17 protein-coding genes are annotated in these 21,122 nt (G+C 68.6%); 11 read left to right on the top strand and 6 right to left on the bottom strand.

Annotated features, from left to right (window positions below):
- Positions 1 to 4: 4 nt before the first annotated feature.
- The 3 genes from AC23D6_RS15010 to fusA all read right to left on the bottom strand — a co-directional run bounded on the left by AC23D6_RS15010 (position 5) and on the right by fusA (position 3,475).
- Positions 5 to 646, bottom strand: a complete 642-nt coding sequence (locus AC23D6_RS15010) for a tellurite resistance TerB family protein (protein WP_487750019.1) — start codon at positions 644 to 646, stop codon at positions 5 to 7.
- Between the two features lie 139 nt (positions 647 to 785).
- On the bottom strand, positions 786 to 1,184 hold the full coding sequence (locus tag AC23D6_RS15005; RefSeq protein ID WP_487750018.1) for an HU family DNA-binding protein: 399 nt from the start codon (positions 1,182 to 1,184) through the stop codon (positions 786 to 788).
- A gap of 245 nt (positions 1,185 to 1,429) precedes the next feature.
- Positions 1,430 to 3,475 (bottom strand): elongation factor G, encoded by a 2,046-nt coding sequence (gene fusA / locus AC23D6_RS15000; RefSeq protein ID WP_487750017.1) that lies wholly within the window; start codon positions 3,473 to 3,475, stop codon positions 1,430 to 1,432.
- 204 nt (positions 3,476 to 3,679) lie between these two features.
- Here fusA and AC23D6_RS14995 point away from each other — a divergent pair, with 204 nt between their 5' ends.
- The 4 genes from AC23D6_RS14995 to AC23D6_RS14980 all read left to right on the top strand — a co-directional run bounded on the left by AC23D6_RS14995 (position 3,680) and on the right by AC23D6_RS14980 (position 7,394).
- Complete coding sequence (locus tag AC23D6_RS14995; RefSeq protein WP_056878156.1) at positions 3,680 to 4,114, top strand: OsmC family protein; 435 nt, start codon at positions 3,680 to 3,682, stop codon at positions 4,112 to 4,114.
- Complete coding sequence (locus AC23D6_RS14990; protein ID WP_487750016.1) at positions 4,111 to 4,806, top strand: alpha/beta fold hydrolase; 696 nt, start codon at positions 4,111 to 4,113, stop codon at positions 4,804 to 4,806. The genes AC23D6_RS14995 and AC23D6_RS14990 overlap by 4 nt, the downstream gene beginning before the upstream one ends.
- A gap of 70 nt (positions 4,807 to 4,876) precedes the next feature.
- Positions 4,877 to 5,578 (top strand): glycine zipper 2TM domain-containing protein, encoded by a 702-nt coding sequence (locus AC23D6_RS14985; RefSeq protein ID WP_487750015.1) that lies wholly within the window; start codon positions 4,877 to 4,879, stop codon positions 5,576 to 5,578.
- A 142-nt stretch (positions 5,579 to 5,720) separates the two neighbouring features.
- Positions 5,721 to 7,394 carry an amidohydrolase gene (locus AC23D6_RS14980; protein ID WP_487750014.1) on the top strand — a complete coding sequence of 558 codons (1,674 nt, stop codon included), beginning with the start codon at positions 5,721 to 5,723 and terminating at the stop codon, positions 7,392 to 7,394.
- Positions 7,395 to 7,547: 153 nt separating this feature from the next.
- On the opposite strand, the gene AC23D6_RS14975 is transcribed toward AC23D6_RS14980, so the two are convergent.
- The gene (locus AC23D6_RS14975; protein ID WP_487750013.1) at positions 7,548 to 8,426 is read right to left on the bottom strand and encodes a PhzF family phenazine biosynthesis protein; all 879 of its coding nucleotides are present in this window, start codon (positions 8,424 to 8,426) and stop codon (positions 7,548 to 7,550) included.
- Positions 8,427 to 8,613: 187 nt separating this feature from the next.
- On the opposite strand from AC23D6_RS14975, the gene AC23D6_RS14970 reads away from it, so the two are divergent.
- The 4 genes from AC23D6_RS14970 (at position 8,614) to AC23D6_RS14955 (ending at position 14,895) form a co-directional block, all read left to right on the top strand.
- Positions 8,614 to 11,238 carry a bifunctional aspartate kinase/diaminopimelate decarboxylase gene (locus AC23D6_RS14970; RefSeq protein WP_487750012.1) on the top strand — a complete coding sequence of 875 codons (2,625 nt, stop codon included), beginning with the start codon at positions 8,614 to 8,616 and terminating at the stop codon, positions 11,236 to 11,238.
- A gap of 66 nt (positions 11,239 to 11,304) precedes the next feature.
- On the top strand, positions 11,305 to 12,657 hold the full coding sequence (gene murL, locus AC23D6_RS14965; RefSeq protein ID WP_487750011.1) for a UDP-N-acetyl-alpha-D-muramoyl-L-alanyl-L-glutamate epimerase: 1,353 nt from the start codon (positions 11,305 to 11,307) through the stop codon (positions 12,655 to 12,657).
- Complete coding sequence (gene murD / locus AC23D6_RS14960; RefSeq protein ID WP_487750010.1) at positions 12,638 to 14,041, top strand: UDP-N-acetylmuramoyl-L-alanine--D-glutamate ligase; 1,404 nt, start codon at positions 12,638 to 12,640, stop codon at positions 14,039 to 14,041. Before murL ends, murD begins: the two co-directional genes overlap by 20 nt.
- A 71-nt stretch (positions 14,042 to 14,112) precedes the next feature.
- Positions 14,113 to 14,895, top strand: coding sequence for a dienelactone hydrolase family protein (locus AC23D6_RS14955; RefSeq protein ID WP_487750009.1), 783 nt, complete (start codon positions 14,113 to 14,115; stop codon positions 14,893 to 14,895).
- A gap of 16 nt (positions 14,896 to 14,911) precedes the next feature.
- Here AC23D6_RS14955 and AC23D6_RS14950 read toward each other — a convergent pair whose 3' ends face one another.
- The gene (locus tag AC23D6_RS14950) at positions 14,912 to 15,910 is read right to left on the bottom strand and encodes a polyprenyl synthetase family protein (protein ID WP_487750008.1); all 999 of its coding nucleotides are present in this window, start codon (positions 15,908 to 15,910) and stop codon (positions 14,912 to 14,914) included.
- Between the two features lie 153 nt (positions 15,911 to 16,063).
- On the opposite strand from AC23D6_RS14950, the gene ssb reads away from it, so the two are divergent.
- The 3 genes from ssb to AC23D6_RS14935 all read left to right on the top strand — a co-directional run bounded on the left by ssb (position 16,064) and on the right by AC23D6_RS14935 (position 19,006).
- Positions 16,064 to 16,555, top strand: a complete 492-nt coding sequence (gene ssb, locus AC23D6_RS14945) for a single-stranded DNA-binding protein (RefSeq protein ID WP_487750007.1) — start codon at positions 16,064 to 16,066, stop codon at positions 16,553 to 16,555.
- Between the two features lie 330 nt (positions 16,556 to 16,885).
- The gene (locus AC23D6_RS14940) at positions 16,886 to 17,122 is read left to right on the top strand and encodes a hypothetical protein (RefSeq protein ID WP_487750006.1); all 237 of its coding nucleotides are present in this window, start codon (positions 16,886 to 16,888) and stop codon (positions 17,120 to 17,122) included.
- A gap of 75 nt (positions 17,123 to 17,197) precedes the next feature.
- Entirely contained in the window at positions 17,198 to 19,006 is a 1,809-nt protein-coding gene (locus tag AC23D6_RS14935; RefSeq protein ID WP_487750005.1) for a mechanosensitive ion channel family protein, read from the top strand.
- A gap of 3 nt (positions 19,007 to 19,009) precedes the next feature.
- Here AC23D6_RS14935 and AC23D6_RS14930 read toward each other — a convergent pair whose 3' ends face one another.
- Positions 19,010 to 21,121 (bottom strand): amylo-alpha-1,6-glucosidase, encoded by a 2,112-nt coding sequence (locus tag AC23D6_RS14930; RefSeq protein WP_487750004.1) that lies wholly within the window; start codon positions 21,119 to 21,121, stop codon positions 19,010 to 19,012.
- Between the last annotated feature and the right edge of the window lies 1 nt (position 21,122).

The raw sequence follows: 21,122 nt of genomic DNA, 5'->3' as shown, positions 1-21,122 counted from the left end.
CGGATCAAGGCAGCGGCGGCGGCTGCGGCTGGGCCAGTTGGCGTTCCAGCTGCGCCTTCAGCGATGGATCCAGCCGCAGTTGCTTCGCCAGTTCGTCGAGGTAGGCGCGCTCCATGAAGTTCTGGTCGTCGGCCACCATCAGGCTGGCCAAGTACATCTCCGACGCGATTTCCGGCGTACTGCCGGCGCTCGCCACTTCCGACGGGTCCAGCGGCTTCTCGAGTTCGGCGTGCAGCCACTGCTGCAGTTCGCCATCCGTGCCCAGGCGCGAGAACTCGCCCTCGATCACCTCGCGCTCGCGCGCGTCGATATGGCCGTCCGCTTTCGCGGCCGCCACCAGCGCCTTCAGGATCGCCTGGCTGTGCAGTTCCGCTTGTGGGGGCGGCAGGCGATCAACGGTCTGCGGCCCGGCACCGGCGGCGAAGCCGCCCTGCTGCTGCTTGTAGTCGTTGTAGGCGCGATAGGCCATCACCCCGATCGCCGCCAGCCCGCCGTAGGTGGCCAGTTTGCGCGAGGTCTTGTTCTTGCCGAGCAGCAGGCCGAGTGCGCCGCCGGTGATCGCGCCCTTGCCGAAGTCGGCGTTGAGCACGCTGCCGTTGCCGCTGGAGGACTTGAGCAGATGGTCGAGGAAACCCTGGATCTTCATGCGTGGCGCACCTTGCGTTGGGGTCCAAGCAGAATATCTGCGGGCGATGCCGGTCGTTCGCAAGCGTGACTTACGGCATGCCCCAAAAAAATCGGGACGGCATGGCCGTCCCGATTCTGTGCAACCTGGCGCGCGCCTATCAGGCGGCAGCGTCCTTCAGCTTCTTCAGCGGGCGCACCTTCACCTTCACCGAGGCGGGCTTGGCGGCGAACCACTGCTCTTCCTTGGTGAACGGGTTGATGCCCTTGCGCTTCGGCTTGGCCGGCACGTTGACGGCGCTGATCTTCAGCAGGCCCGGCAGGGTGAAGGAACCCGCGCCCTTCTTGCTGATAGAGGCGTGGACGGCGCTTTCCAGCGAGGCCAGCACGGCGCGGACGTCCTTGGCGGCGACGGTGGTCGCTTCGGCGATGTGGGCGACGAGGCCCGACTTGCTCAGCGCTTCCTTGATCGGCTTCGGCGCGGCCGGCTTGGCGGCGGCCTTCGGTGCAGCTTTCTTGGCGGCCTTCTTCGGCGCGGCCTTCTTGGTGCTCTTTGCCATGTGTCCTGTCTCTACGGTCGAGTGGTTGGGTAATCGGGCCGATCGCATCGGCAAGCGAAATGTAGGGCAAACACTTCGCGCCGCCAAGAGCGGAGAGGCACCAAAAGCGGCTTTTTTTCGGTTTTTTTTCGATTCGGTGCCCGAAGTGGCGCAAATCACCGCATGGAATGGCCTTATGTCGGTCGCGGATGCGTGCGGGAAGCGGCATCCGGCGCGTTCCGCGACCGGATGCCGCACCGCACGACTCACTCTTCTTCGTGCCGGGGCTTGTAGGCTTCGACCAGTTTCTGCTGGACGTTCGGCGGCACCGGCTCGTAGTGGCTGAAGTCCAGGCTGTAGCGTCCCTGTCCTGCGGTCATCGACTTCAGCTCGGCTGCGTAGCCGTCCAACTCGGCCAGGGGGACCTGCGCCTTCACCACGATCTCGCCACGCACCGCATCGGTGCCATTGATGCGGGCACGCTTGCCTGCCAGCCCACCGGTCACGTCGCCGACCTGGGCTTCGGGCACCGCAACCTCGAGGTCAACGACCGGTTCCAGCACCTGCGGACGGGCCTTGGACACGGCATCGAGGAACGCCTTCTTGCCCGCCGCGACGAAGGCGACTTCCTTGCTGTCCACCGGATGGTGCTTGCCGTCGTACACCGTCACCCGCACGTCCTGGATCGGATAGCCAGCCAGCGCGCCGGCGCCCAATGCCTGGCGCACGCCTTTCTCGACGGCCGGCATGAACTGACCCGGGATGGTGCCGCCCTTCACTTCGTCGGCGAATTCGAAACCGCTGCCGCGCGGCAGCGGTTCCACCCGCAGGAACACCTCGCCGAACTGGCCCGCACCGCCGGTCTGTTTCTTGTGCCGATGGTGGCCCTCGGCCTTCGCGCCGATCGTCTCGCGGTAGGCGATGCGCGGCGGGCGGGTCTTTACTTCCACGCCGTGCCGCTCCTTCAGGCGTTCCAGCATCACCCGCAAGTGCAGGTCGGAGAGGCCGCGGATGACGGTCTCGTTCAACTCCGGCTGGTGGTCGACGACGAAGGCGGGATCTTCCTCCGTGAGTTTGTGCAGCGCCATGGAGAGCTTCTGTTCCTGGCCCTTGCTGGCCGCCTCGATGGCCAGGCCGAACATCGGCTTGGGAAAGTCGATCGGCGCCAGGTGGATGTGGTCCTCGTCGTGGCTGTCGTGGAGCACGGCGTCGAAATGCAGGTCGTCTACCTTGGCCACCGCCGCGATGTCACCGGGGATGGCCTGGTCGACTTCCACATGGTCCTTGCCCCTGAGTTTGAACAGGTGGCCGACCTTGAACGGCTTCTTGCCGTCGTCGACGAACAACTGCGTGTCCTTCTTCAGCGTGCCCTGGTACACGCGGAAAATGCCCAGCTTGCCGACGAACGGGTCGTTGACGATCTTGAAGACGTCGGCGATCACATGCGCACGCGGGTCGGGGACGGCTTCGATCGGTTGGGGGCCGCTGCCGTTGAGTTTCACGAACGGCGGCGGATTGGCTTCGGCCGGGTTCGGGAACAGGCGCTCGGCCACGTCCAGCAGTTCCTTCACGCCCACGCCCGTACGCGCGGAAGCGAAGCACACGGGCACCAGGTGGCCCTCCCGCAGGCATTGTTCGAAGGCGTCGTGCAGCTCTTCGCCCGACAGCCCGCCTTCGCCCAGGTCGAGGTAGTGCTCCATCACCGTCTGGTTGATCTCCACCACCTGGTCGATGATCTTCTGGTGCCACTCGCCGACCTCGCCGAGGTCGGAGGTACCCGTCGATTGCCAAAAGCAATCCACGACCGCCTTGCCGCCCTCGGCGGGCAGGTTGAGCGGCAGCACTTCCGGCCCGAATTCCTCGCGCAGCGCAGCGAGCACGCCGGCGCAGTCGGCACCTTCATGGTCGATCTTGTTGACGACGATGGCGCGGCACAGGTTGCGTTGCGCTGCGCGGTCCATCAGCCGGCGCGTACCGTGGGCGACGCCGCTGTCGGCATCGACCACGATCAGCGCGGTTTCCACCGCGGAGAACGCCGACAATGCCGGGCCGCGGAATTCCGGGTAGCCGGGTGTGTCGATCAGGTTGACATGCATGCCGCCGTGGTCGGTGCTGGCGATGGCCGTGTCGATGGAATGGCCGCGGGTCTTTTCCATCGGGTCGTGGTCGGACACCGTGGTGCCGCGTTCGATGGTGCCTGCCACCTGGAGGGCGCCGCCGGCATGCAGCAGGGCTTCGAACAACGTTGTTTTGCCGGCGCCGGGGTGGCCTGCCAGGGCCACGTTGCGGATCTGTTGCGTGCTGTACGACATGAGGCCGTTCCTCCCGTAGGTTGGGTCGAAGGGCCGTCATGGCTGTCCGGGCTGAGCGCGTCCCGTGAGCGTGGCGCTCGGCGGGCGGTCATGGCGGGCGGCCAGCATCCGCGCGCGGGGCGGAGGGGTCAAGCCGCACTGCGGAACATGGCGTGAACATCCGGCGGTGTACGCTTCGCTTCCCCTGACCCGAGGAGCACGACCATGGCTTTGAAGCGTTACGCGGATGCGGTGTGGGCTGGCGACCTGCAGTCCGGCAAAGGCAGCCTGAGCACGCCGCAGAGCGGCCTGTTCGAAGGCCAGAACTATTCGTTCAAGACCCGCTTCGGCGACGAGAAGGGCACCAATCCGGAAGAACTGCTGGCGGTCGCCCATGCGGGCTGCTTCACCATGGCGCTGTCGGCCGTGCTGGGCAAGGCGGGTTTCACCCCCGACAAGCTGCAGACGCGCGCCGAGGCGACGATGGAGCCGGGCATGGATCCGGGACCGACGATCACCGCGATCAAGCTGACCGTCTCGGCGAGCGTGCCGGGGATCAGCGCGGCGCAATTCGAGGAGATCGCCCAGCAGGCCAAGGCCGGCTGCGTGATTTCGCGCGCGTTGTCGGTGCCGGTGTCGCTGGAAGCGACCCTGCTTTGACGGGGACGCGGGCCGCGCTGCTCGTGCATGGCGCGGGCGGCGGCGGCTGGGAGTGGAACCTCTGGCGCGGCGTGTTCGAGGCGGCGGGCTATCGCGTGGAAGCGCCCGATCTGGTGCCGGCCCGTGCGGGTCTGCCCGCCACGCGGTTCGGCGACTACCAGGCCCAGGTCGGCGCCGCGCTGGCTGTGCTGCCGCGCCCCCGCGTGCTGGTCGGCGCCAGCCTGGGCGGTCTGCTGGCCCTGGCTGCCGCGGCCGACGCCGATGCGGTGGTGCTGGTGAATCCCCTTCCGCCGGCACCGTGGCATGCGGACATGCCGCCGCGTGACTGGCCCGACGTGGTGCACTGGCGGCGCGATGCGCGTCTGGCCGGCACGCGCCGGGCCCTGCCCGACACCGATGAAGCGACCGCGCTGTTCGCGTTCCGCCACTGGCGCGACGAATCCGGTGCCGTCCTGCGCGAGGCCCGGCGCGGTGTCGCGGTAGCGCGCCCCGACTGTCCGGTGCTGTGCATGGTGTCCGACCAAGACGACGATGTGCCGCCTGCGATTACGCGTGCGATGGCCGAGGCCTGGGGTGCGGACGTGCTGCAAACGCTTTCAACGTCGCACGTCGGGCGGCTGCTCGGACGCGACGCTGCCGGCATCGCCGCGCAAGCTGTCGAATGGGTAAATCGGGCGGTGAAACCCGGCTGAGTTCAGCCATGTTTCACCCGCATCGGCCGAGCATGCCTGCACGCCGATCCGGCGTGGGGGAGTACCCGACATGAAGCGTCTGACCGCCATCGTGCTGGCCATCGGCCTGCTCGCCACCGGCGCGGCCTCCGCGCAGTCCACGCGCTACTACGGCACCGCGGACCGCTACGGCGATGAAGCCTTCTACGACTACGCCCGCGTCGTGCGCGTGGACCCCATCATCGACAACGGCTACGGCCGCACTGATGGCTATGCCAACACAACGACGGGCCAGCGTTGCTATTACCGCGAAGCCGACGACGTCTACGCACGCGATACGTATCACGATGGCTACCGCAACGACGGTTACAGCGATGATCGTTACGGCGACGATGGCTACTACGGCGATCGCCGCTACCCGGACCGCGGCACGGAATCCGGTCGTACCGTGGCCACCGTGATCGGCGGCATCGCCGGCGCGGTGCTCGGCAGCAAGGTCGGCGACGGCAGCGGGCGCTACGTGGGAACCGCGGTGGGCTCCATGGTCGGCGGCATGGCTGGCCGTTCGATCTACGACAGCGCGCAGCGCGATCGCCAGGTGCAACGTGGCCGCGTGCGCGTCTGCGATCCCGCGCCTGCCAGCGGTGGCCGCTATGGCGACGACTATTACGGCGATGGTCGCGTGAATGGCTACGACGTCACCTACGAATACGGCAACCGCACCTATCACACCCGCACGGATCATCACCCCGGCGATCGCATCCGCGTCCGCGTGGACGTGCGCCCCGAGTAAGCCGCACGCCCTATTGTCTTGCGGTCGCAGCGTCGAACGACGGGGGATCTGCCGCACCGAGGGGCCGCAAGGCCCCTCTTTTTATTGCCGTGCGCGGCGCCATTGCGCATAGTCGCGCCCTGGACCGATACGGGAGAGCAGCATGCGGCGACTGGCGTGGTTGGCGGGATTCGGCGTGGGATGCGTGGCCGTCGCGGGCCTTGCCCAGGCGCAGGTCCACGTGCTGACGGCAGGACGCGTGCACACCTCCGATCCGGCACGCCCGGTCGTGCAGGCGATCGCCTGGGATGCGCAGGGCCGCATCCTTGCGGTCGGCGGTGCGGATGAACTGCGCGCGCGTTATCCCGATGCGCGCCGCGTGGACGAAAGCGGCAAGACCGTCATTCCCGGCCTGATCGACGCCCACGGCCATGTCATGGGCCTGGGATACGCCTTGATGCGCGCCGATCTGGTGAACGCCCGCGACAAGGCCGAGGTCATTGCGCGCCTGCGCGAGTACGAAAAGCAGCTTCCCGCCAACGCATGGCTGCTGGGCAGCGGCTGGGACCAGAACGACTGGCCGGAAAAGACCTTCCCCACCGCCGCCGACCTCGATGCCGCCTTCCCCGATCGGCCCGTCTGGCTCGAGCGCGTGGATGGCCACGCCGGCTGGGCGAATAGTGCCGCGCTTCGCGTGGCGTCGGCGCGCGCATCGCGCCCGCTGGGGGGCGACTGGCAACCCGAGGGCGGACGCATTGAGCGCGTGGACGGGCAGCCCAGTGGCGTGTTCGTCGATGCGGCGATGGCGCTGGTCAATGCCGTGGTGCCCGCGCCGGATGGCGCGTATCGCCGGCAAGCGTTGGAGAAAGCCACGCTGGCCGCGGTGCGCAACGGACTGACGGGCGTGCACGACATGGGTGTCTCGCGCGAGGACCTCGCGTTGATGAAACAGTTCGCCGACGAGGGCCGGTTGCCCCTGCGCATCGACACCTACGCCGATGGCGACGGCGCCGCGCTGGCGGACCTGTGCGCGCACGGCCTGTACCGCCATGCCGGCGGACGCCTGCAGATGCGTGGGGTGAAGTTGTATGCCGACGGCGCGTTGGGCAGCCGGGGTGCCGCCTTGCTCGACGACTACAGCGATGACCCGGGCAATCGTGGCCTGCTGGTGACCGAGCCGGCCGCGCTGGAAACGGCGATGCGCAAGGCGCGTGGTTGCGGCGTGCAGGTGGCGACGCACGCCATCGGCGACCGCGGGAATCGGCTGGTGCTGGATGCCTACGCGCGCGTGCTGGGTGATGCGGCGAAGACCGACCATCGCTGGCGGATCGAACATGCGCAGGTGGTGGCGCCGGAGGAATTCCCGAAGTTCGCCGCGCTGGGCGTGATCGCGTCGATGCAGCCCACACATGCCACTTCGGACATGCCGTGGGCGCAGGACCGCCTGGGTCCGATCCGCATCAAAGGAGCTTATGCGTGGCAGCGTCTGCAGGCGAGCGGTGCCAAGCTGGCGCTGGGCTCCGATTTTCCGGTGGAATCGGTGGATCCGCGTCGTGGGCTGCATGCCGCGGTGACGCGGCAGGACAGCCATGACGCGCCGAACGATGGCTGGATGCCGGACCAGCGCCTCAGTGCGGCCGAAGCGCTGCGGGGCTTCACCGCCGATGCGGCCTGGGCTGCGCACGACGAAAGCGAGGTGGGGCGGCTTGCTCCGGGCCTGCGCGCGGATTTCGTCGTCCTCGATGAAGATCCGCTGGCCGTTCCCGGCGAGCAGCTCGATGAGCTGCATGTCCGCTCCACCTGGGTGGATGGGAAGCCGGTCTACGAGGCGAAGTAGCGGTCGCTTGTTGTAGGAGCGACGTGAGTCGCGACCATAGCGTTCGATCGCCTAAGACCCATGATGTGTGCATGCGACTGCACGCATCAGGCTTTGCGTGGGCCTCGCATCTTCCGGTCGCGACTTACGTCGCTCCTACATGAGACACCGGCTTCACCAGTCGATCTGGCCCGTCACGATGGTGCGGACATGGCCGCCGGACCAGACGTCGCCGGCGTCGTCCACATGCAGCTGCAGGTGGGCGTCGTAGCCCACTTCGCGGCCCTGGCTGACGACATAGCGGCCGTCGCGGCCGGGCAGGGCATCGCGTGATTTCAGCCATGCGGCTAGCGTAGCGTTCGCGGCACCCGACGCCGCGTCCTCGAACGCCGCCGGTGCACCCACGAAGGCACGCACGGCCAGGTCGTAGTCGCGCCCTGGCGTGCGTGCGTAGGCGCACACGCCCATGCTCTCGGTCGCCCGCGCAAGCGCGCCGATGGCGTCCCAATCGGGCGTGGCGCCACGCAAGTGGGCTTCGTCGCTGACCTCGGCCAGCCACCAGCGGCGGCCGCCATCGACCAGGGCGGGTGGCAGCATCCCGCGGGGCAAGGCGGCGAGGGCGGCGCCGAGCAGCGCATCGCCGGCGGGATCGCCCTCCTTCACCACGGTCGCGCGCGGCGTGCGCACCGCGATCGTGCGGTCGGCGCCATCGCCGTCGACCCGCAGCGGCAGCACGCCGGCCACGCCTTCCTGCATCAGCAGGCCATCGACGGGGACAGCCAGTCCGGCATCCAGCACCACGTGCGCGGTGCCGACGCTGGGATGGCCGGCGAAGGGGACTTCCCGGCGCGGACTGAACATTCGCACGGCATAGCTCGCGCCCGGCTGCGTGGGCGCGAACACGAAGGTGGTTTCCGGCAGGCGCGTCCAGCGGGCGATCGCCTGCATGGCGGCGTCATCCAGGCCGGCGGCGTCGACAACGACGGCCAGCGGGTTGCCGGCGCCGGGGCGGTCGGCGAACACGTCCAGCTGGACGTAACGGCGGAGGGTCATGGAGGCATGTCGCGTGGGGGCCGCGCAGCTTACCAAGTCGGGGCCGGGACCGTATCCGGCGCATCTTCGCAGGCCGGGCCGCGAAGGCGTTCGTTGCATGCGGTACGGTCCGGTCGTGTGCGGGGGCTTGGGCTAGAATCGACGGTTCACGCCCGAAGGGTTCGGGCCTCCCTCCCCAATTCTATCCATGCCCTCTGCCACCCCCGCGTCTGATCGTTGGATCGTCCTCAAGTTCGGCGGCACCTCGGTGTCGCGTCGCCATCGCTGGAACACGATCGGCAAACTGGCGAAACAGCGGGCGGACGAGCAGGGCGCGCGCGTGCTGGTGGTGGTGTCGGCCCTGTCCGGCGTGACCAACGAGCTGACCGCGATCGCCGACGGTGCCGCCGACAGCGCCGAGCGCGTGGCGAAGCTGGAGCAGCGCCACCGCGAGTTCCTCGCCGAACTGGAGCTGGACGCCGATGCGGTGCTGGGCGATCGCCTGGCGGCGCTGCGCAACCTGCTGACCGACCCGCGTGCGGCGACGCGCGCGCTGGACTGGCAGGCCGAGGTGCTGGGCCAGGGCGAACTGCTCTCGTCCACGCTGGGCGTGGCCTACCTGCGCGCGCAGGGCCTGGATTTCGGCTGGGTCGATGCGCGGCACTGGCTGCAGGCAAATTTCCTGCCGAACCAAAGCCCGTGGGCGCAGCACCTGTCGGTGTCCTGCAACACCGCGCCGGACCAGGACTGGCGCCGGGCGTTCGCGGGGCAGCCGACGACGATGCTGCTGACGCAGGGCTTCATCGCCCGCCACGCCGACGGCGGCACCGCCATTCTCGGGCGCGGCGGCTCGGATACGTCCGCGGCCTATTTCGGTGCGTTGCTCGGCGCACAGCGCGTGGAAATCTGGACCGACGTGCCCGGCATGTTCAGCGCGAATCCGCGCGAGGTGCCTGATGCGCGCCTGCTGACACGCCTGGATTACTACGAAGCACAAGAAATCGCGACCACCGGCGCGAAGGTGCTGCATCCGCGTTCGATCAAGCCTTGCCGCGATGCCGGCGTGGCGATGGCCATTCTCGATACCGAGCGTCCGGAGTTGCCGGGCACGACGATCGACGGCAACGCGGTGACGGTACCTGGCGTCAAGGCCGTCAGCCGCCGCAATGGCATCGTGCTGGTGTCGATGGAAGGCATCGGCATGTGGCAGCAGGTGGGCTTCCTCGCGGATGTGTTCGCGCGCTTCAAGAAGCATGGTCTTTCAGTGGACCTGATCGGTTCGTCGGAGACCAACGTCACCGTGTCGCTGGACCCCAGCGAGAACCTGGTCAACACCGACGTGCTGGCCGCGCTGTCGGCCGACCTGGCCGAGATCTGCCGGGTGAAGGTGATCGCGCCCTGCACGGCCATCACCCTGGTCGGGCGCGGCATGCGCTCGCTGCTGCACAAGCTGTCCGACGTGTGGGCGATGTTCGGCCGCGAGCGCGTGCACCTGATCTCGCAGTCGTCCAACGACCTCAACCTGACCTTCGTGATCGACGAAGCCGATGCCGACGGCATGCTGCCGCTGCTGCATGAAGCGCTGATCGACAGCGGCGCAATGCCGGTCGATGAAGCCAGCGTGTTCGGCCCCAGCTGGCGCGAGATCAACGGTGCTGTCCGCCATCGCGGTGTGCGCTGGTGGAGCACGCCCGCGGCCCGCGAACGGCTGCTGTCGCTCGCGCACGCCGGCACGCCGCGCTACGTCTACAACCTGGACATCGTCCGTGCCCGCGCCCGCGCATTGGCCGCGATCACGGCGGTCGACCAGCGTTTCTTCGCCATCAAGGCCAATTCGCATCCGGCCATCCTGCGTACGCTGGTGGAAGAAGGCTTCGGCCTGGAATGCGTGTCGCGCGGCGAACTGGAGCGCGTGTTCGACACCGTGCCGGCGCTGCCGATGGACCGCGTGCTGTTCACGCCCAGCTTCGCGCCGCGCGAGGAGTACGCGTTCGCGCTGGAGCGTGGCATCAACGTCACTCTGGACAACGTCGAAGCGCTGCAGCAGTGGCCCGAGGTATTCCGCGGCCGCCGTCTGTGGCTGCGCGTGGACCTGGGCCGCGGCGACGGCCACCACGACAAGGTGAAGACTGGCGGCAAGACCTCCAAGTTCGGGCTGCCGTTGGCCAAGCTGGACGCCTTCCTCGCAGCGGCGCGTGCAGTGGACGCGCGCATCGTCGGCCTGCACGCCCACCTGGGCAGCGGCGTGGAGAGCGCGCAGCACTGGAACCAGATCGCCGACGAGCTGGGCGGTCTTGCAGATCAGATCGGCACCATCGAGACGATCGACATCGGCGGCGGCCTGCCGATTCCCTACGCCGAGGGCGACGAGCCGTTCGACCTGGCGGCGTGGGGCGAAGGTCTGGCGGCGATCAAGGCCGCCTATCCGGGGTACCAGCTGGTGATCGAGCCCGGCCGCTACCTGGTCGCCGAGGCGGGTGCGCTGCTGGCGCGCGTGACCCAGGTGGTGGAGAAGCTCGGCATCCGCCGCGTCGGCAGCGACGCCGGGATGCACACGCTGGTGCGGCCCGCGCTGTACGACGCCTGGCACGACGTGGCCAACCTCACGCGCCTGGACGATGAGGCGCAGGAGCCGTTCGACGTCGTCGGTCCGATCTGCGAATCCAGCGACATCTTCGGCAAGCGCCGCAAGCTGCCGTCGGCGACCGCCGAAGGCGACGTGCTGCTGTTCTCCGATGCCGGCGCCTACGGCTTCGTCATGGCCAGCCATTACAACCTGCGCGGCTTGCCGGCGGAGGATGTGATCGAGGTCGGCAGTGCCGATCCGGTCTAGGGCCGCCGTCTTCGCATTCTGCTCAACCGGCCATCGACAGCCGACCGCTCTTTCCATGGATCCCGCATGACCACGTTCGACAAATCCAGCATCCGCACCTTCCGTTTCGTCCGCTGTGCCTTCGACGCGGAGAGCGGTGTCGCGCGGTTGGTGTACGCCTTCGACGACGGCCCCGAACTGACGGAGACGGTGACGATTCCCGGCGCGCCCTTCGCGCTGGACGCCGCGCGTGCACAGGCGGTCGAACAGGCCGTGCGCCTGCTGCACCTGATCACCGGCGTCAGCTATTACAAGGCCGCCGTGCCGAACGAGATCCGCATCGACGGCTATGCCATCGATGCCGCCACCGCCGTGCTGATGGAACAGGTGTACGTGCACGGCCTGGGCGAGTTCGCGTACCGCAACGGTCTGAGCCTGCACGGCCGCGTGCGCTTCCCGATCGGGGCCCAGGCACCGTCCGCCCCATCGGCGGGGCTGCGCGAGCATGCGCTGGTCGCCATCGGCGGGGGCAAGGATTCGCTGGTCAGCATCGAAGCGCTGCGCGGCGCCGGCGTCGCGCAGACCGTCACCTGGGTCGGCGGTTCGCAGCTGATCGCGGCGTGCGCGGCGCGCACGGGCCTGCCGACGCTCAATATCGGGCGTGCGCTGGCGCCGGAGCTGTTCGAGTACAACCGCCAGGGCGCGTGGAACGGGCACATCCCGGTGACCGCCATCAACTCGGCCATCATGGTGCTGGCCGCGCTGCTACACGGCGTGGACCAGGTGGTGTTCTCCAACGAACGCTCCGCCAGCTACGGCAGCATGATCCCGGGCACGGGCGAAGTGAATCACCAGTGGTCGAAGGGCTGGGCGTTTGAGAGCGCGTTCGGCGCGCATGTGCAGTCGCATGTGGCCGCGGACCTGCAGTACTACTCGCTGCTGCGGCCGCTGTCGGAGCTGGCGGTGGCGCGGCAGTTTGCGCGCACCGACCACTACGACGCGCATTTCTCCAGCTGCAACCGCAATTTCCACCTGCTGGGCGAGCGCCCGACCAACCGCTGGTGCGGCGTGTGCCCCAAGTGCCACTTCGTGTTCCTCGCGCTGGCGCCGTTCATGCCGAAGCCGCGCCTCGTCAGCATTTTCGGTCGCAACCTGCTGGACGATGCGAACCAGACCGGCGGCTTCGACGCCTTGCTGGAGTACCAGGACCACAAGCCGTTCGAATGCGTCGGTGAAGGCCAGGAATCGCGCGCGGCGATGGCCACGCTGGGCGACCGGCCGGAGTGGCGCGAGGACGTGATCGTCGCGCGCTTCAACCGCGAGATCCGCCCGCAACTCGACGCCTCGGAACTGGTCGTGGCGCCGTTGCTGGAGATCGGTGGTGAGCACCGCATCCCCGCCGCGCTGTGGGAGCGCCTGCGTGCGAATTTCGCAGCTTGAGGGTTGGCGTGTCGCTTTGTGGGGCTGGGGGCGCGAAGGTCGCGCTGCCCACCAGGCCGTGCGGTCGCGCCTACCGTCGTTGCCGCTGACGCTGTTCTGCAACGAGCAGGAAGCCGCGGATGCGGCGGCGCTACGCGATCCGCGACTTTCCGTGGAAACGGAGGCGACCGCCGCGCGGCTGTCGGCGTTCGAGATCGTCATCAAGTCGCCGGGCATCAGCCCGAACACCCCCGTCGCCGTCGCGGCGGCCGAGGCGGGCACTCGCTTCATCGGCGGCACCGGCCTGTGGTTCGGCGAACACGCCGGCGCCGATGGCGTGGTGGCGCATACGTTCTGCGTCACCGGCACCAAGGGCAAGAGCACGACCACCTCGCTGCTTGCGCACCTGTTGCGCGCGGCGGGAAAGCGCACGGTGCTGGCCGGCAATATCGGCCTGCCGATGCTGGAAGTGCTGGAACCGCAGCCGGCGCCGGACGAATGGGCGATCGAGCTGTCGAGCTACCAGACCGGCGATGTGGCCGACAGCGGCGCGCGACCGGATGTGGCGATCGTGCTGAACCTGTTTCCCGAACACCTGGACTGGCACGGCAGCGAGGCGCGTTACATCGAGGACAAGCTGAAGCTCGTCACCGCCGCGCACCCCCGCATCGCCGTGCTCAACGCGGCCGATCCACGCTTGGCCGCGCTCAGGCTGCCGCAGAGCGACGTGCGCTGGTTCAACCACGCCGACGGCTGGCACCTGCGCGAGGATGATCTGTACCGCGGCGACGCATTCGTCATGGACACGCTGCCATTGCCGCTACCGGGACGACACAACCGCAGCAACCTGTGCGCGGTGCTGACGGCGCTGGAAGCGGCGGGCATCGATGCGCTGCCGCTGGCCGCGCATGCGCACTCCTTCCGTCCATTGCCGAACCGTCTGCAGACAATGGGAACGCGCGACGGCATCACCTGGGTCAACGACTCCATCAGCACCACGCCGCATGCGACGCTGGCGGCGCTGGAGTGCTTCGCCGGCCGCCGAATCGCGTTGCTGGTCGGCGGGCACGACCGCGGCGTGGACTGGTCCGATTTCGCGGCGCACATGCGCCACGGCGCGCCGGCCACCATCATCACGATGGGGGCCAATGGCCCGCGCATCCATGCGCTACTCGCGCCGGTGGCGCGGGAGGCGGGATTCACGCTGATCGGTGTGCAAACGTTGCCGGAGGCGATGGCGGCCGCGCGCGAAGCGCTGGGCGACGACGGCGTCGTCCTGTTGTCGCCCGGTGCGCCCAGTTTCGGCCAGTACCGCGACTACGTGGCGCGTGGCCGGCACTTCGCCGAACTCGCCGGCTTCGATCCGGACGCCATCACCGCGATCCCCGGGCTGGGCCTGGCCTGACGCCGCACGCGCCGTCAAACCGCCTGCACGGCGCCGGCGTACACTCGCAGGCCCTCACAAGGAGACGCGCCATGCGCCGCACGCTGCTGTTGCCCTGCCTGTTGTCCCTGCTCTGGTCGCCCCTGCTCCTGGCGGCGCCGGTGGCCAAGCCGGTGGAATGGAAGATCGGCGGCGACACCTTCGCCGGCGTGCTTGTCTACGACGATGCGGTGAAGCTGCCACGCCCCGGCCTGGTGATGGTGCCCAACTGGAAGGGCGTGAACGAGTCCGCGATCGAGAAAGCGCGCCTGGTCGCCGGCGACGACTACGTGGTGCTGATCGCCGACGTGTATGGCAAGGGCATCCGCCCGAAGACCGATGCCGAAGCCGGGCCGGTGGCCACCGCGATGCGCGCCGATCGGCCGAAACTGCGCGCGCGCGTGCAGAAGGCGGTCGAGGTGCTGAAGCAGCAGCCGGGGACCCTGGTCGACGTCACCCGCTTGGGTGCGTTCGGTTACTGCTTCGGCGGCAGCACCGTGCTGGAGCTCGTTCGTGCCGGTGATGCGTTGTCGGGTGTCGTCAGCCTGCATGGCGGGCTCGCCACCGATCTGCCGGCAGCCGGTCCGGTGAAGTCACCCGTGTTGGTGCTCAACGGGGGCGATGACACCTACGTATCCGCGGCGGAGATCACCGCCTTCCAGGACGAGATGCGCAAGGCCCGCGCCGACTGGCAGTTCGTCAGTTTCGGCGGCGCGGTGCACTGCTTCGCCGAATCCGATGCGCAGAACCCGCCGGGCTGCGTCTACCACGAGCCCTCGGCGAAGCGCGCTTACCGGATGATGGCGGACTTTTTCCGGGACGTGTTCGCCCGGTGAACGCGCGCGGGCACGCTCAGTGCCCGCGTTCCACCGCATAGCGCGCCAGGCCACGCAGGGCGGCGAGCGCGTCGGATTCCGGCAGGTCGTCCAGCGCCTGCTCGGCCAGTGTCGCGTAGTGATGGGCACGTGCGCGGCTGTAGTCCAGGCCGCCGGTGGCGCGGATCGCTGCCAGCACCTCGGGCATGGCATCGGCTTCCCCGGCCTGCACGATGGCACGCAGGCGGTCTGCAGTGCCCGCTTCCGAATGGCGGATGGCGTAGATCAGCGGCAGCGTTGCCTTGCCTTCGGCCAGGTCGTCGCCGAGGTTCTTGCCCAGCGCGTCCGCGTCGGCCGTGTAGTCGAGCACGTCGTCGGCAATCTGGAACGCGTAGCCCAGCGCCATGCCGTAGTCGTAGAGGCGGCGCTGGGTGGCCGCATCCGCGCCCGACGCCAACGCGCCCAGCTGCGTGCCCGCCGCGAACAGGACGGCTGTCTTGCGTTCGATCACGCGCAGGTAGGCCGCTTCGTCGGTATCCGGGTTGTGAACATGCAGCAGTTGCAGCACCTCGCCCTCGGCGATCCGGTTGGTGGTGTCTGCCAGCAGGCGCATGACGTCCATGCGGTCCAGTTCCACCATCAGCTGGAAGCTGCGCGAATACAGGAAGTCGCCGACCAGCACGCTGGGCGCGTTGCCCCACAGGGCGTTCGCCGTGCTGCGGCCGCGCCGCAGGTCGGATTCGTCGACCACATCGTCGTGCAGCAGGGTGGAGGTGTGGATGAACTCGATGATCGCCGCCAACTGATGGTGGTCGGGCGTGGACGGTCCGCAAGCCAGACCGGCCAGGACGACCAGCATCGGTCTCAGCCGCTTGCCGCCCGCCGAAATGATGTGGTCGGCGATCTGGTTGATCAGCACCACGTCGGACGCCAGCCGGGCCCGGATCAGGGCGTCGACGGCCGCCATGTCGGCGCGGGCGAGCGACTGGATGTCGGCCAGGCCGAGCGCGGGGCGGGGGGATTCGACGACGGCCATGGGGACAAGATTCGGGAAGTGGTTGAATTATAGGCGTTACATGGCGGGGATTTCCTACGCGCGACTGCGGCGGGGGCCGACGGTAGGGGCCTGCCGGGTATACTTCACTGATCTTTGCCCGCGCTCGGCGGGCATCCCTGAACGGATATCGATATGGCCCGCGGCATCAATAAAGTCATCCTGGTCGGCAACCTCGGCAACGACCCCGAAACCCGCTACACGCAGGGCGGCATGGCCATCACGCGCATCAGCCTGGCCACCACCAGCGTGCGCAAGGACAAGGATGGCAACCAGCAGGAGCGCACCGAATGGCACCGCGTGGTGTTCTTCGGCAAGCTCGGCGAGATCGCCGGCGAGTACCTGCGCAAGGGCAGCTCGGTATACGTGGAAGGCTCGATCCGCTACGACAAGTACACCGGCCAGGACGGGCAGGAGAAGTACTCCACCGACATCATCGCCGATGAGATGCAGATGCTCGGCGGCCGTGAAGGCGGTGGTGGTGGCGGTGGCGGCGATCGACCGGCCCGTGCGCCACGCCAGGACTACGGCAACCAGGGCGGCGGCCAGTCGCAGCGCCGCCAGGCGCCGGCGCCGCAGCAGGCGCCGCCGATGGACGACTTCGCGGACGACGACATCCCGTTCTGAAAAATCGGCGTTGGCAAGATCTCGGCAAAAGCCCCGCTCTGGCGGGGCTTTTTGTTTTTCCGTAGCGCGACGCGGATCGCGAGCGCTCCGCGCTCCGTCACGCGAAACCGTGTGCGGCGCGGCGTCTCCTGCCGCCGATGCGTAGCGACAGGTCCGTGCCGGCGTGCCGAGGCAGCATCGACTGCCCCCTCCCGGCGCCGTTGACATCGCGTTCGCATGGTCCGCGTTACAACGTCATGGCCCGGTCCGCTTGAGCACAGGCCCTGCGGGCCGCGGCGTTCCTCTCTGGTTCTCTCTTTGCATGGCGGCGGGTTCGCCGCTGGAGCTCCCGTGGCCACCCTTTCCGAAGCATTCGAGGACGACGTCTGGGACCGCCTGCAGTGGCGCATGCGCGACATGCTGCTCGTGGAAAGCGATCCACTGCTGCGGGAAGCGCTCTACCGACAAGGCGAGCACTGCATCCGCGCCTGCGGCGATGGCGATACCGGGTACCGCACGATCCGCCTTCGCCAGTTCCAGTTGGCTTACCTGATGAGCGCCCCGCGGGGCGAACTCGCGTTGAATTGACCGGCGTTCATGCGATGGGCTGTTGATTCAGTGGCAGAGACGACTGGACGTGCGCTCCCCGATCTGACGGACCGCATGCTGTGGGGGGAGTTGATCGCAGGAAGCCGAAGCGTCGCGGAGGCGTTCGCCGCGGCCGCGCGTCTGTGGCAGGACGCGGTGGAAGGCATGGGTGGGCACGGCGTGGCGATGCTCGCGACCACGCTGGTCCTGTCTGCCGGCGTGTTCCTCGTGTGGCGCTGGGCCTTGCCGGCCTGGGAAGCACGCCGGGAAGCCCGCTGGCATGGCGCCGCGCTCGCGATCTCGCTGCCGGCTTTCGCGGGGGTCATCCTCCTGGGGTGCGCCACCTGGCTGGCGGCCTCCCTGCTGTTGCAGGTGTTCCTCGCGGCCGCGCCCGACATGCCCGCACTGCGTGCGACCGCGCGCATGCTGGTCGCGATCGCCACGCTGATCGCCGTGCTTCTGGCGACGGCGCGCGGCGTCCGTCGCGTGGTGGCTGGCGGCCAAGGAGCGCTGGGCACGCCGACAGGATTCGGCGTCGCGCCCGTCGTCCTGTCCGTCGCGCTGCTGCTGGTCGCATTGCTCGACCACCACGCGGCGCTCGTCCCCCAGGATGTCGCGCTGATCGGCTTCGTGCAGGTCGTCTCGGCGTCGGTCCTGATGGCGGCCATCGCCCTGCTGTTATCGCGCGTCTCGCACATGCTCGCGGCCGCAGCCGAATGGGCGCCGACACGGGGACGTGCGACGCAACTGGTGCGGGTGGGCGTGTTCATCGGCTGGCTGCTGGTGGTGGTGATCGTCTTCAGCCTGCTGACCGGCTACGCGGCGCTCGCGGCGTTTCTGGCCAAACAGGTGGTCTGGAGCCTGATCGTGCTCGCCTGGCTCTTCCTGGCCTGGCGCATGGTCGGCGATGCGGTCAGCTTCCTGACCGGCCGCCGCGAAACCCTGATGGGGGCGTCGCGCCGCCTGGGTATCGGCACGCGCCGGCTGCAGCAGGCGGTGGTCCTGGCGGGCGGCGTCCTCATGCTGGCGGTGGCCTGCATCGCGCTGATGCTGGTCAGTGCGCCCTATGGCGTGGGTCCGGGCGATCTGTTGGGGCGCGTGTTCGATGCGGGCGGACGGCTGCGCATCGGCAGCCTGAGTTTCAGCCCGGTGCAGCTGTTGCGCGCCGTCTTCGTGCTGGTCGTAGCCGTCGTGGTGGCGCGGATGCTGGCGCGCTGGCTGTCGTGCCGCCTGCTGCCGACGACGCGGCTCGACGCCGGCGTGCAGGCCTCGCTCACCACGCTGGTCGGCTACCTCGGCGTCATCGTCGGGATCGGCATGGCGCTGGCGGCGTTGGGCGTGGAGGCCAACCGGATCACGTGGATCGTCAGCGCGCTGACGGTAGGCGTCGGTTTCGGTCTGCAGGCCATCGTGCAGAATTTCATCTCCGGCCTGATCCTGCTGGTGGAACGCCCGGTCAAGGTCGGTGATTGGGTAGTGGTCGGCGATGCGGAAGGCGACGTGCGCCGCATCAACGTGCGCGCCACCGAAATCGCGCTGGCCGACCGCACGACGGTGCTGGTCCCCAACTCCGAACTCATCACCAAGGTGGTGCGTAACCGCACGTTCACCGCAGGCGACGGCCTGGTGAAGGTGGTTCTGCCGGTTCCTGCCACCGCGAACATGGAGCAGGTCATCGGACTGGTGGAGGCGGTGGTCCGCGAGCAACGCGACCTCAAGGCGTCGCCCGCGCCGCAGGTGCAGATGGAGGACGTGAAGGACAACAAGCTCTGGATCGGCATTTCCGCGTACGTCGACGGGCCCCGGCAGGTCACGCGGATCCGCGCCGCGCTGCTCTATGCGGTGGTCCAGCGGTTGCAGGCCAACGGCGTCGCTTTGGCCTGAGCGTCAGCCGCGCACCTGCAATGACACCCGACCGTCCGGATCGCCGTCGATGAAAGCGGCCACGCGACTGCCAGTGCTGCGGAAGACCAGGTCGACGCGTTGGTCGCCCACGGCGAGATCGTTCACCGTCACGTCCTGGATGCCGAAGGGAAGTTCCGCGCGTTGCACGTGGATGGTCTTGCTGGCGCCGTCCACCTCCACGCCCAGACAGGCCTGCAACAGCATGAAGGCCGACCCCGCCGCCCAGGCCTGCGGCAGGCAGGCGACGGGGTAGGCGACCGGCGGCGCGCCCTGCGTGCGCGCGAAGCCGCAGAACAGCTCCGGCATGCGCATGTCGAAGTGCACGGCCGCTTCGAACGCGCCGCGCAGCAGCCGCGTCGCCGCGCCGCGCACACCCGCCTGGGCGAGCCCGCTGGCGCATAGCGCGGAGTCATGGGGCCAGACCGATCCATTGTGGTACGAGATCGGATTGAAGCGCGCTTCGCCGCGCGCGACAGTGCGGATGCCCCAGCCGGTGAAGAAGGCCGGCGACATCAGTTGCTCGGCCACGGCGGATGCGCGGGGCGGGCTGGCCACGCCGAACTGCAGCAGATGCCCCGCATTGCTGGTCCGCACCGCGCACAGGGCGTTGTCGCCATCCAGCGCCAGGCCGTAGTACGCGGCCTCCTCCATCCAGAAGCGACGCTCGATGGTGGTCCGCAGTTCCTGCGCGCGCCGCGTCCAGTGCGCGGCAGCGCGCGAGTCCCATCGCTCGCCCAGTTCCGCCATGGTGCGCAGCGCCGCGTACGCATAGCCCTGCACCTCGACCAGTGCGATCGGTCCTTCAGCGAGCCGGCCGTCCGCGTGGAACACCGAATCGCCACTGTCTTTCCAGCCCTGATTGGCCAGGCCACGGTCGCTCGCACGCGCATAGACCAGCAGACCGTTCGGATCGGCATCGCAAACGCGCTCGATCCACTGCACGGCCGCGAGCAGCGCAGGCCACAGCGATTGCACTGTTTCGATGTCGCCGGTGCGCCGCAGGTAGGCGCCTGCGAGGGTGATGAACAGCGGCGTCGTGTCCACGCCCCCGTAGTACAGGCCGAAGGGCAGCTCCTTCATCGCCGACATCTCGCCCTTGCGGGTCTCGTGCATGATCTTGCCGGGCGCCGCATCCAGGAACGAGGACTCCTCCTGCGCCTGGTGCCTCGCCAGGAAGGTCAGCACGCCCTTGGCCAGGCCCGGGTCCAGCCACAGGGTCTGCATGGCCGTGATCACCGCATCGCGGCCGAACGGGGTGGAGAACCAGGGGATCCCCGCATAAGGGTAGGGCCCGGTGTCCAGTTCGCTGGTCAACAAGGCCAGGTCGGAGCGCGAGCGCCGCATCCATTGGTCGAACAGGGGGCCGCTGCTGGACACGCGGGCCCCGCGCCGTTGCCGGCGGCGCATGTGGCGACGGGCTGCGGAGGCTTCGTCGCGATACCGCTGGCGGGACGGCATCGCTTCCTGCGTCACGCCCATCTCGGTGTACAGCTCTTCCGATGCACCGGGGGCCAGCGTCAACATGAACTCCACGCAGCCAGGACCCGCCTGCACCGGCGGCCGCGAGAAGAGCACGGACGACGCGCGCACCACGCCATCCAGGCCCTCGTAGCGGAAGGCGTAGCCCCACTCGCTGCTTTCCGGGCCCAACAGGCGGCCGCGCGCGGGGCGCTGGCTGCCGCGCACCTCGAACATGTCGACGAAGTCCGCATCCAACCGGAAGCGCAGCGGCAAACGCGCCGCCAGGTGGCCGTAGTTCATGCAGGTGATGCGCTCGTACATCCGCTCGCGACAGAGGAAGCGGCTGCGCGTGATGTGGATCAGGCCTTCCGGCGCGCCCATCTCGTCGATGGCGGACAGCGAACGGTTGGTCAGGTGCGCGACGAACAGCACGTTGTCCTGCGTGACCGCGGAGCTCAGCAGGGCCGGTTCCTGATCGCCGAGCAGCAGTTCGTACCGCGACACGACCCGCGTGTCGTGCACGAAGAAGCCCTCGGCCGGGGCCACGATGTTGCCCAGACTGTTGGCGACCAGGAAGCTGTCGCCGTCCTTCAGGACATACCGGGTGAGCGGCGCGCTCTCGCTGCTGTCCATG

The organism is Pseudoxanthomonas sp. G3 (genome assembly GCF_057654715.1).
The sequence above is the reverse complement of the archived record's forward strand: the minus strand, read 5'-3'. Positions and strand labels throughout refer to the sequence as shown.

What these genes read in the sequence shown, in the direction of transcription:
- AC23D6_RS15010 (WP_487750019.1), bottom strand. Translation starts at nt 646, where the DNA reads ATGAAGATCCAGGGTTTCCTCGACCATCTGCTCAAGTCCTCCAGCGGC.
- AC23D6_RS15005 (WP_487750018.1), bottom strand. Translation starts at nt 1,184, where the DNA reads ATGGCAAAGAGCACCAAGAAGGCCGCGCCGAAGAAGGCCGCCAAGAAA.
- fusA (WP_487750017.1), bottom strand. Translation starts at nt 3,475, where the DNA reads ATGTCGTACAGCACGCAACAGATCCGCAACGTGGCCCTGGCAGGCCAC.
- AC23D6_RS14995 (WP_056878156.1), top strand. Translation starts at nt 3,680, where the DNA reads ATGGCTTTGAAGCGTTACGCGGATGCGGTGTGGGCTGGCGACCTGCAG.
- AC23D6_RS14985 (WP_487750015.1), top strand. Translation starts at nt 4,877, where the DNA reads ATGAAGCGTCTGACCGCCATCGTGCTGGCCATCGGCCTGCTCGCCACC.
- AC23D6_RS14980 (WP_487750014.1), top strand. Translation starts at nt 5,721, where the DNA reads ATGCGGCGACTGGCGTGGTTGGCGGGATTCGGCGTGGGATGCGTGGCC.
- AC23D6_RS14975 (WP_487750013.1), bottom strand. Translation starts at nt 8,426, where the DNA reads ATGACCCTCCGCCGTTACGTCCAGCTGGACGTGTTCGCCGACCGCCCC.
- AC23D6_RS14970 (WP_487750012.1), top strand. Translation starts at nt 8,614, where the DNA reads ATGCCCTCTGCCACCCCCGCGTCTGATCGTTGGATCGTCCTCAAGTTC.
- murL (WP_487750011.1), top strand. Translation starts at nt 11,305, where the DNA reads ATGACCACGTTCGACAAATCCAGCATCCGCACCTTCCGTTTCGTCCGC.
- AC23D6_RS14955 (WP_487750009.1), top strand. Translation starts at nt 14,113, where the DNA reads ATGCGCCGCACGCTGCTGTTGCCCTGCCTGTTGTCCCTGCTCTGGTCG.
- AC23D6_RS14950 (WP_487750008.1), bottom strand. Translation starts at nt 15,910, where the DNA reads ATGGCCGTCGTCGAATCCCCCCGCCCCGCGCTCGGCCTGGCCGACATC.
- ssb (WP_487750007.1), top strand. Translation starts at nt 16,064, where the DNA reads ATGGCCCGCGGCATCAATAAAGTCATCCTGGTCGGCAACCTCGGCAAC.
- AC23D6_RS14935 (WP_487750005.1), top strand. Translation starts at nt 17,198, where the DNA reads ATGCTGTGGGGGGAGTTGATCGCAGGAAGCCGAAGCGTCGCGGAGGCG.
- AC23D6_RS14930 (WP_487750004.1), bottom strand. Translation starts at nt 21,121, where the DNA reads ATGGACAGCAGCGAGAGCGCGCCGCTCACCCGGTATGTCCTGAAGGAC.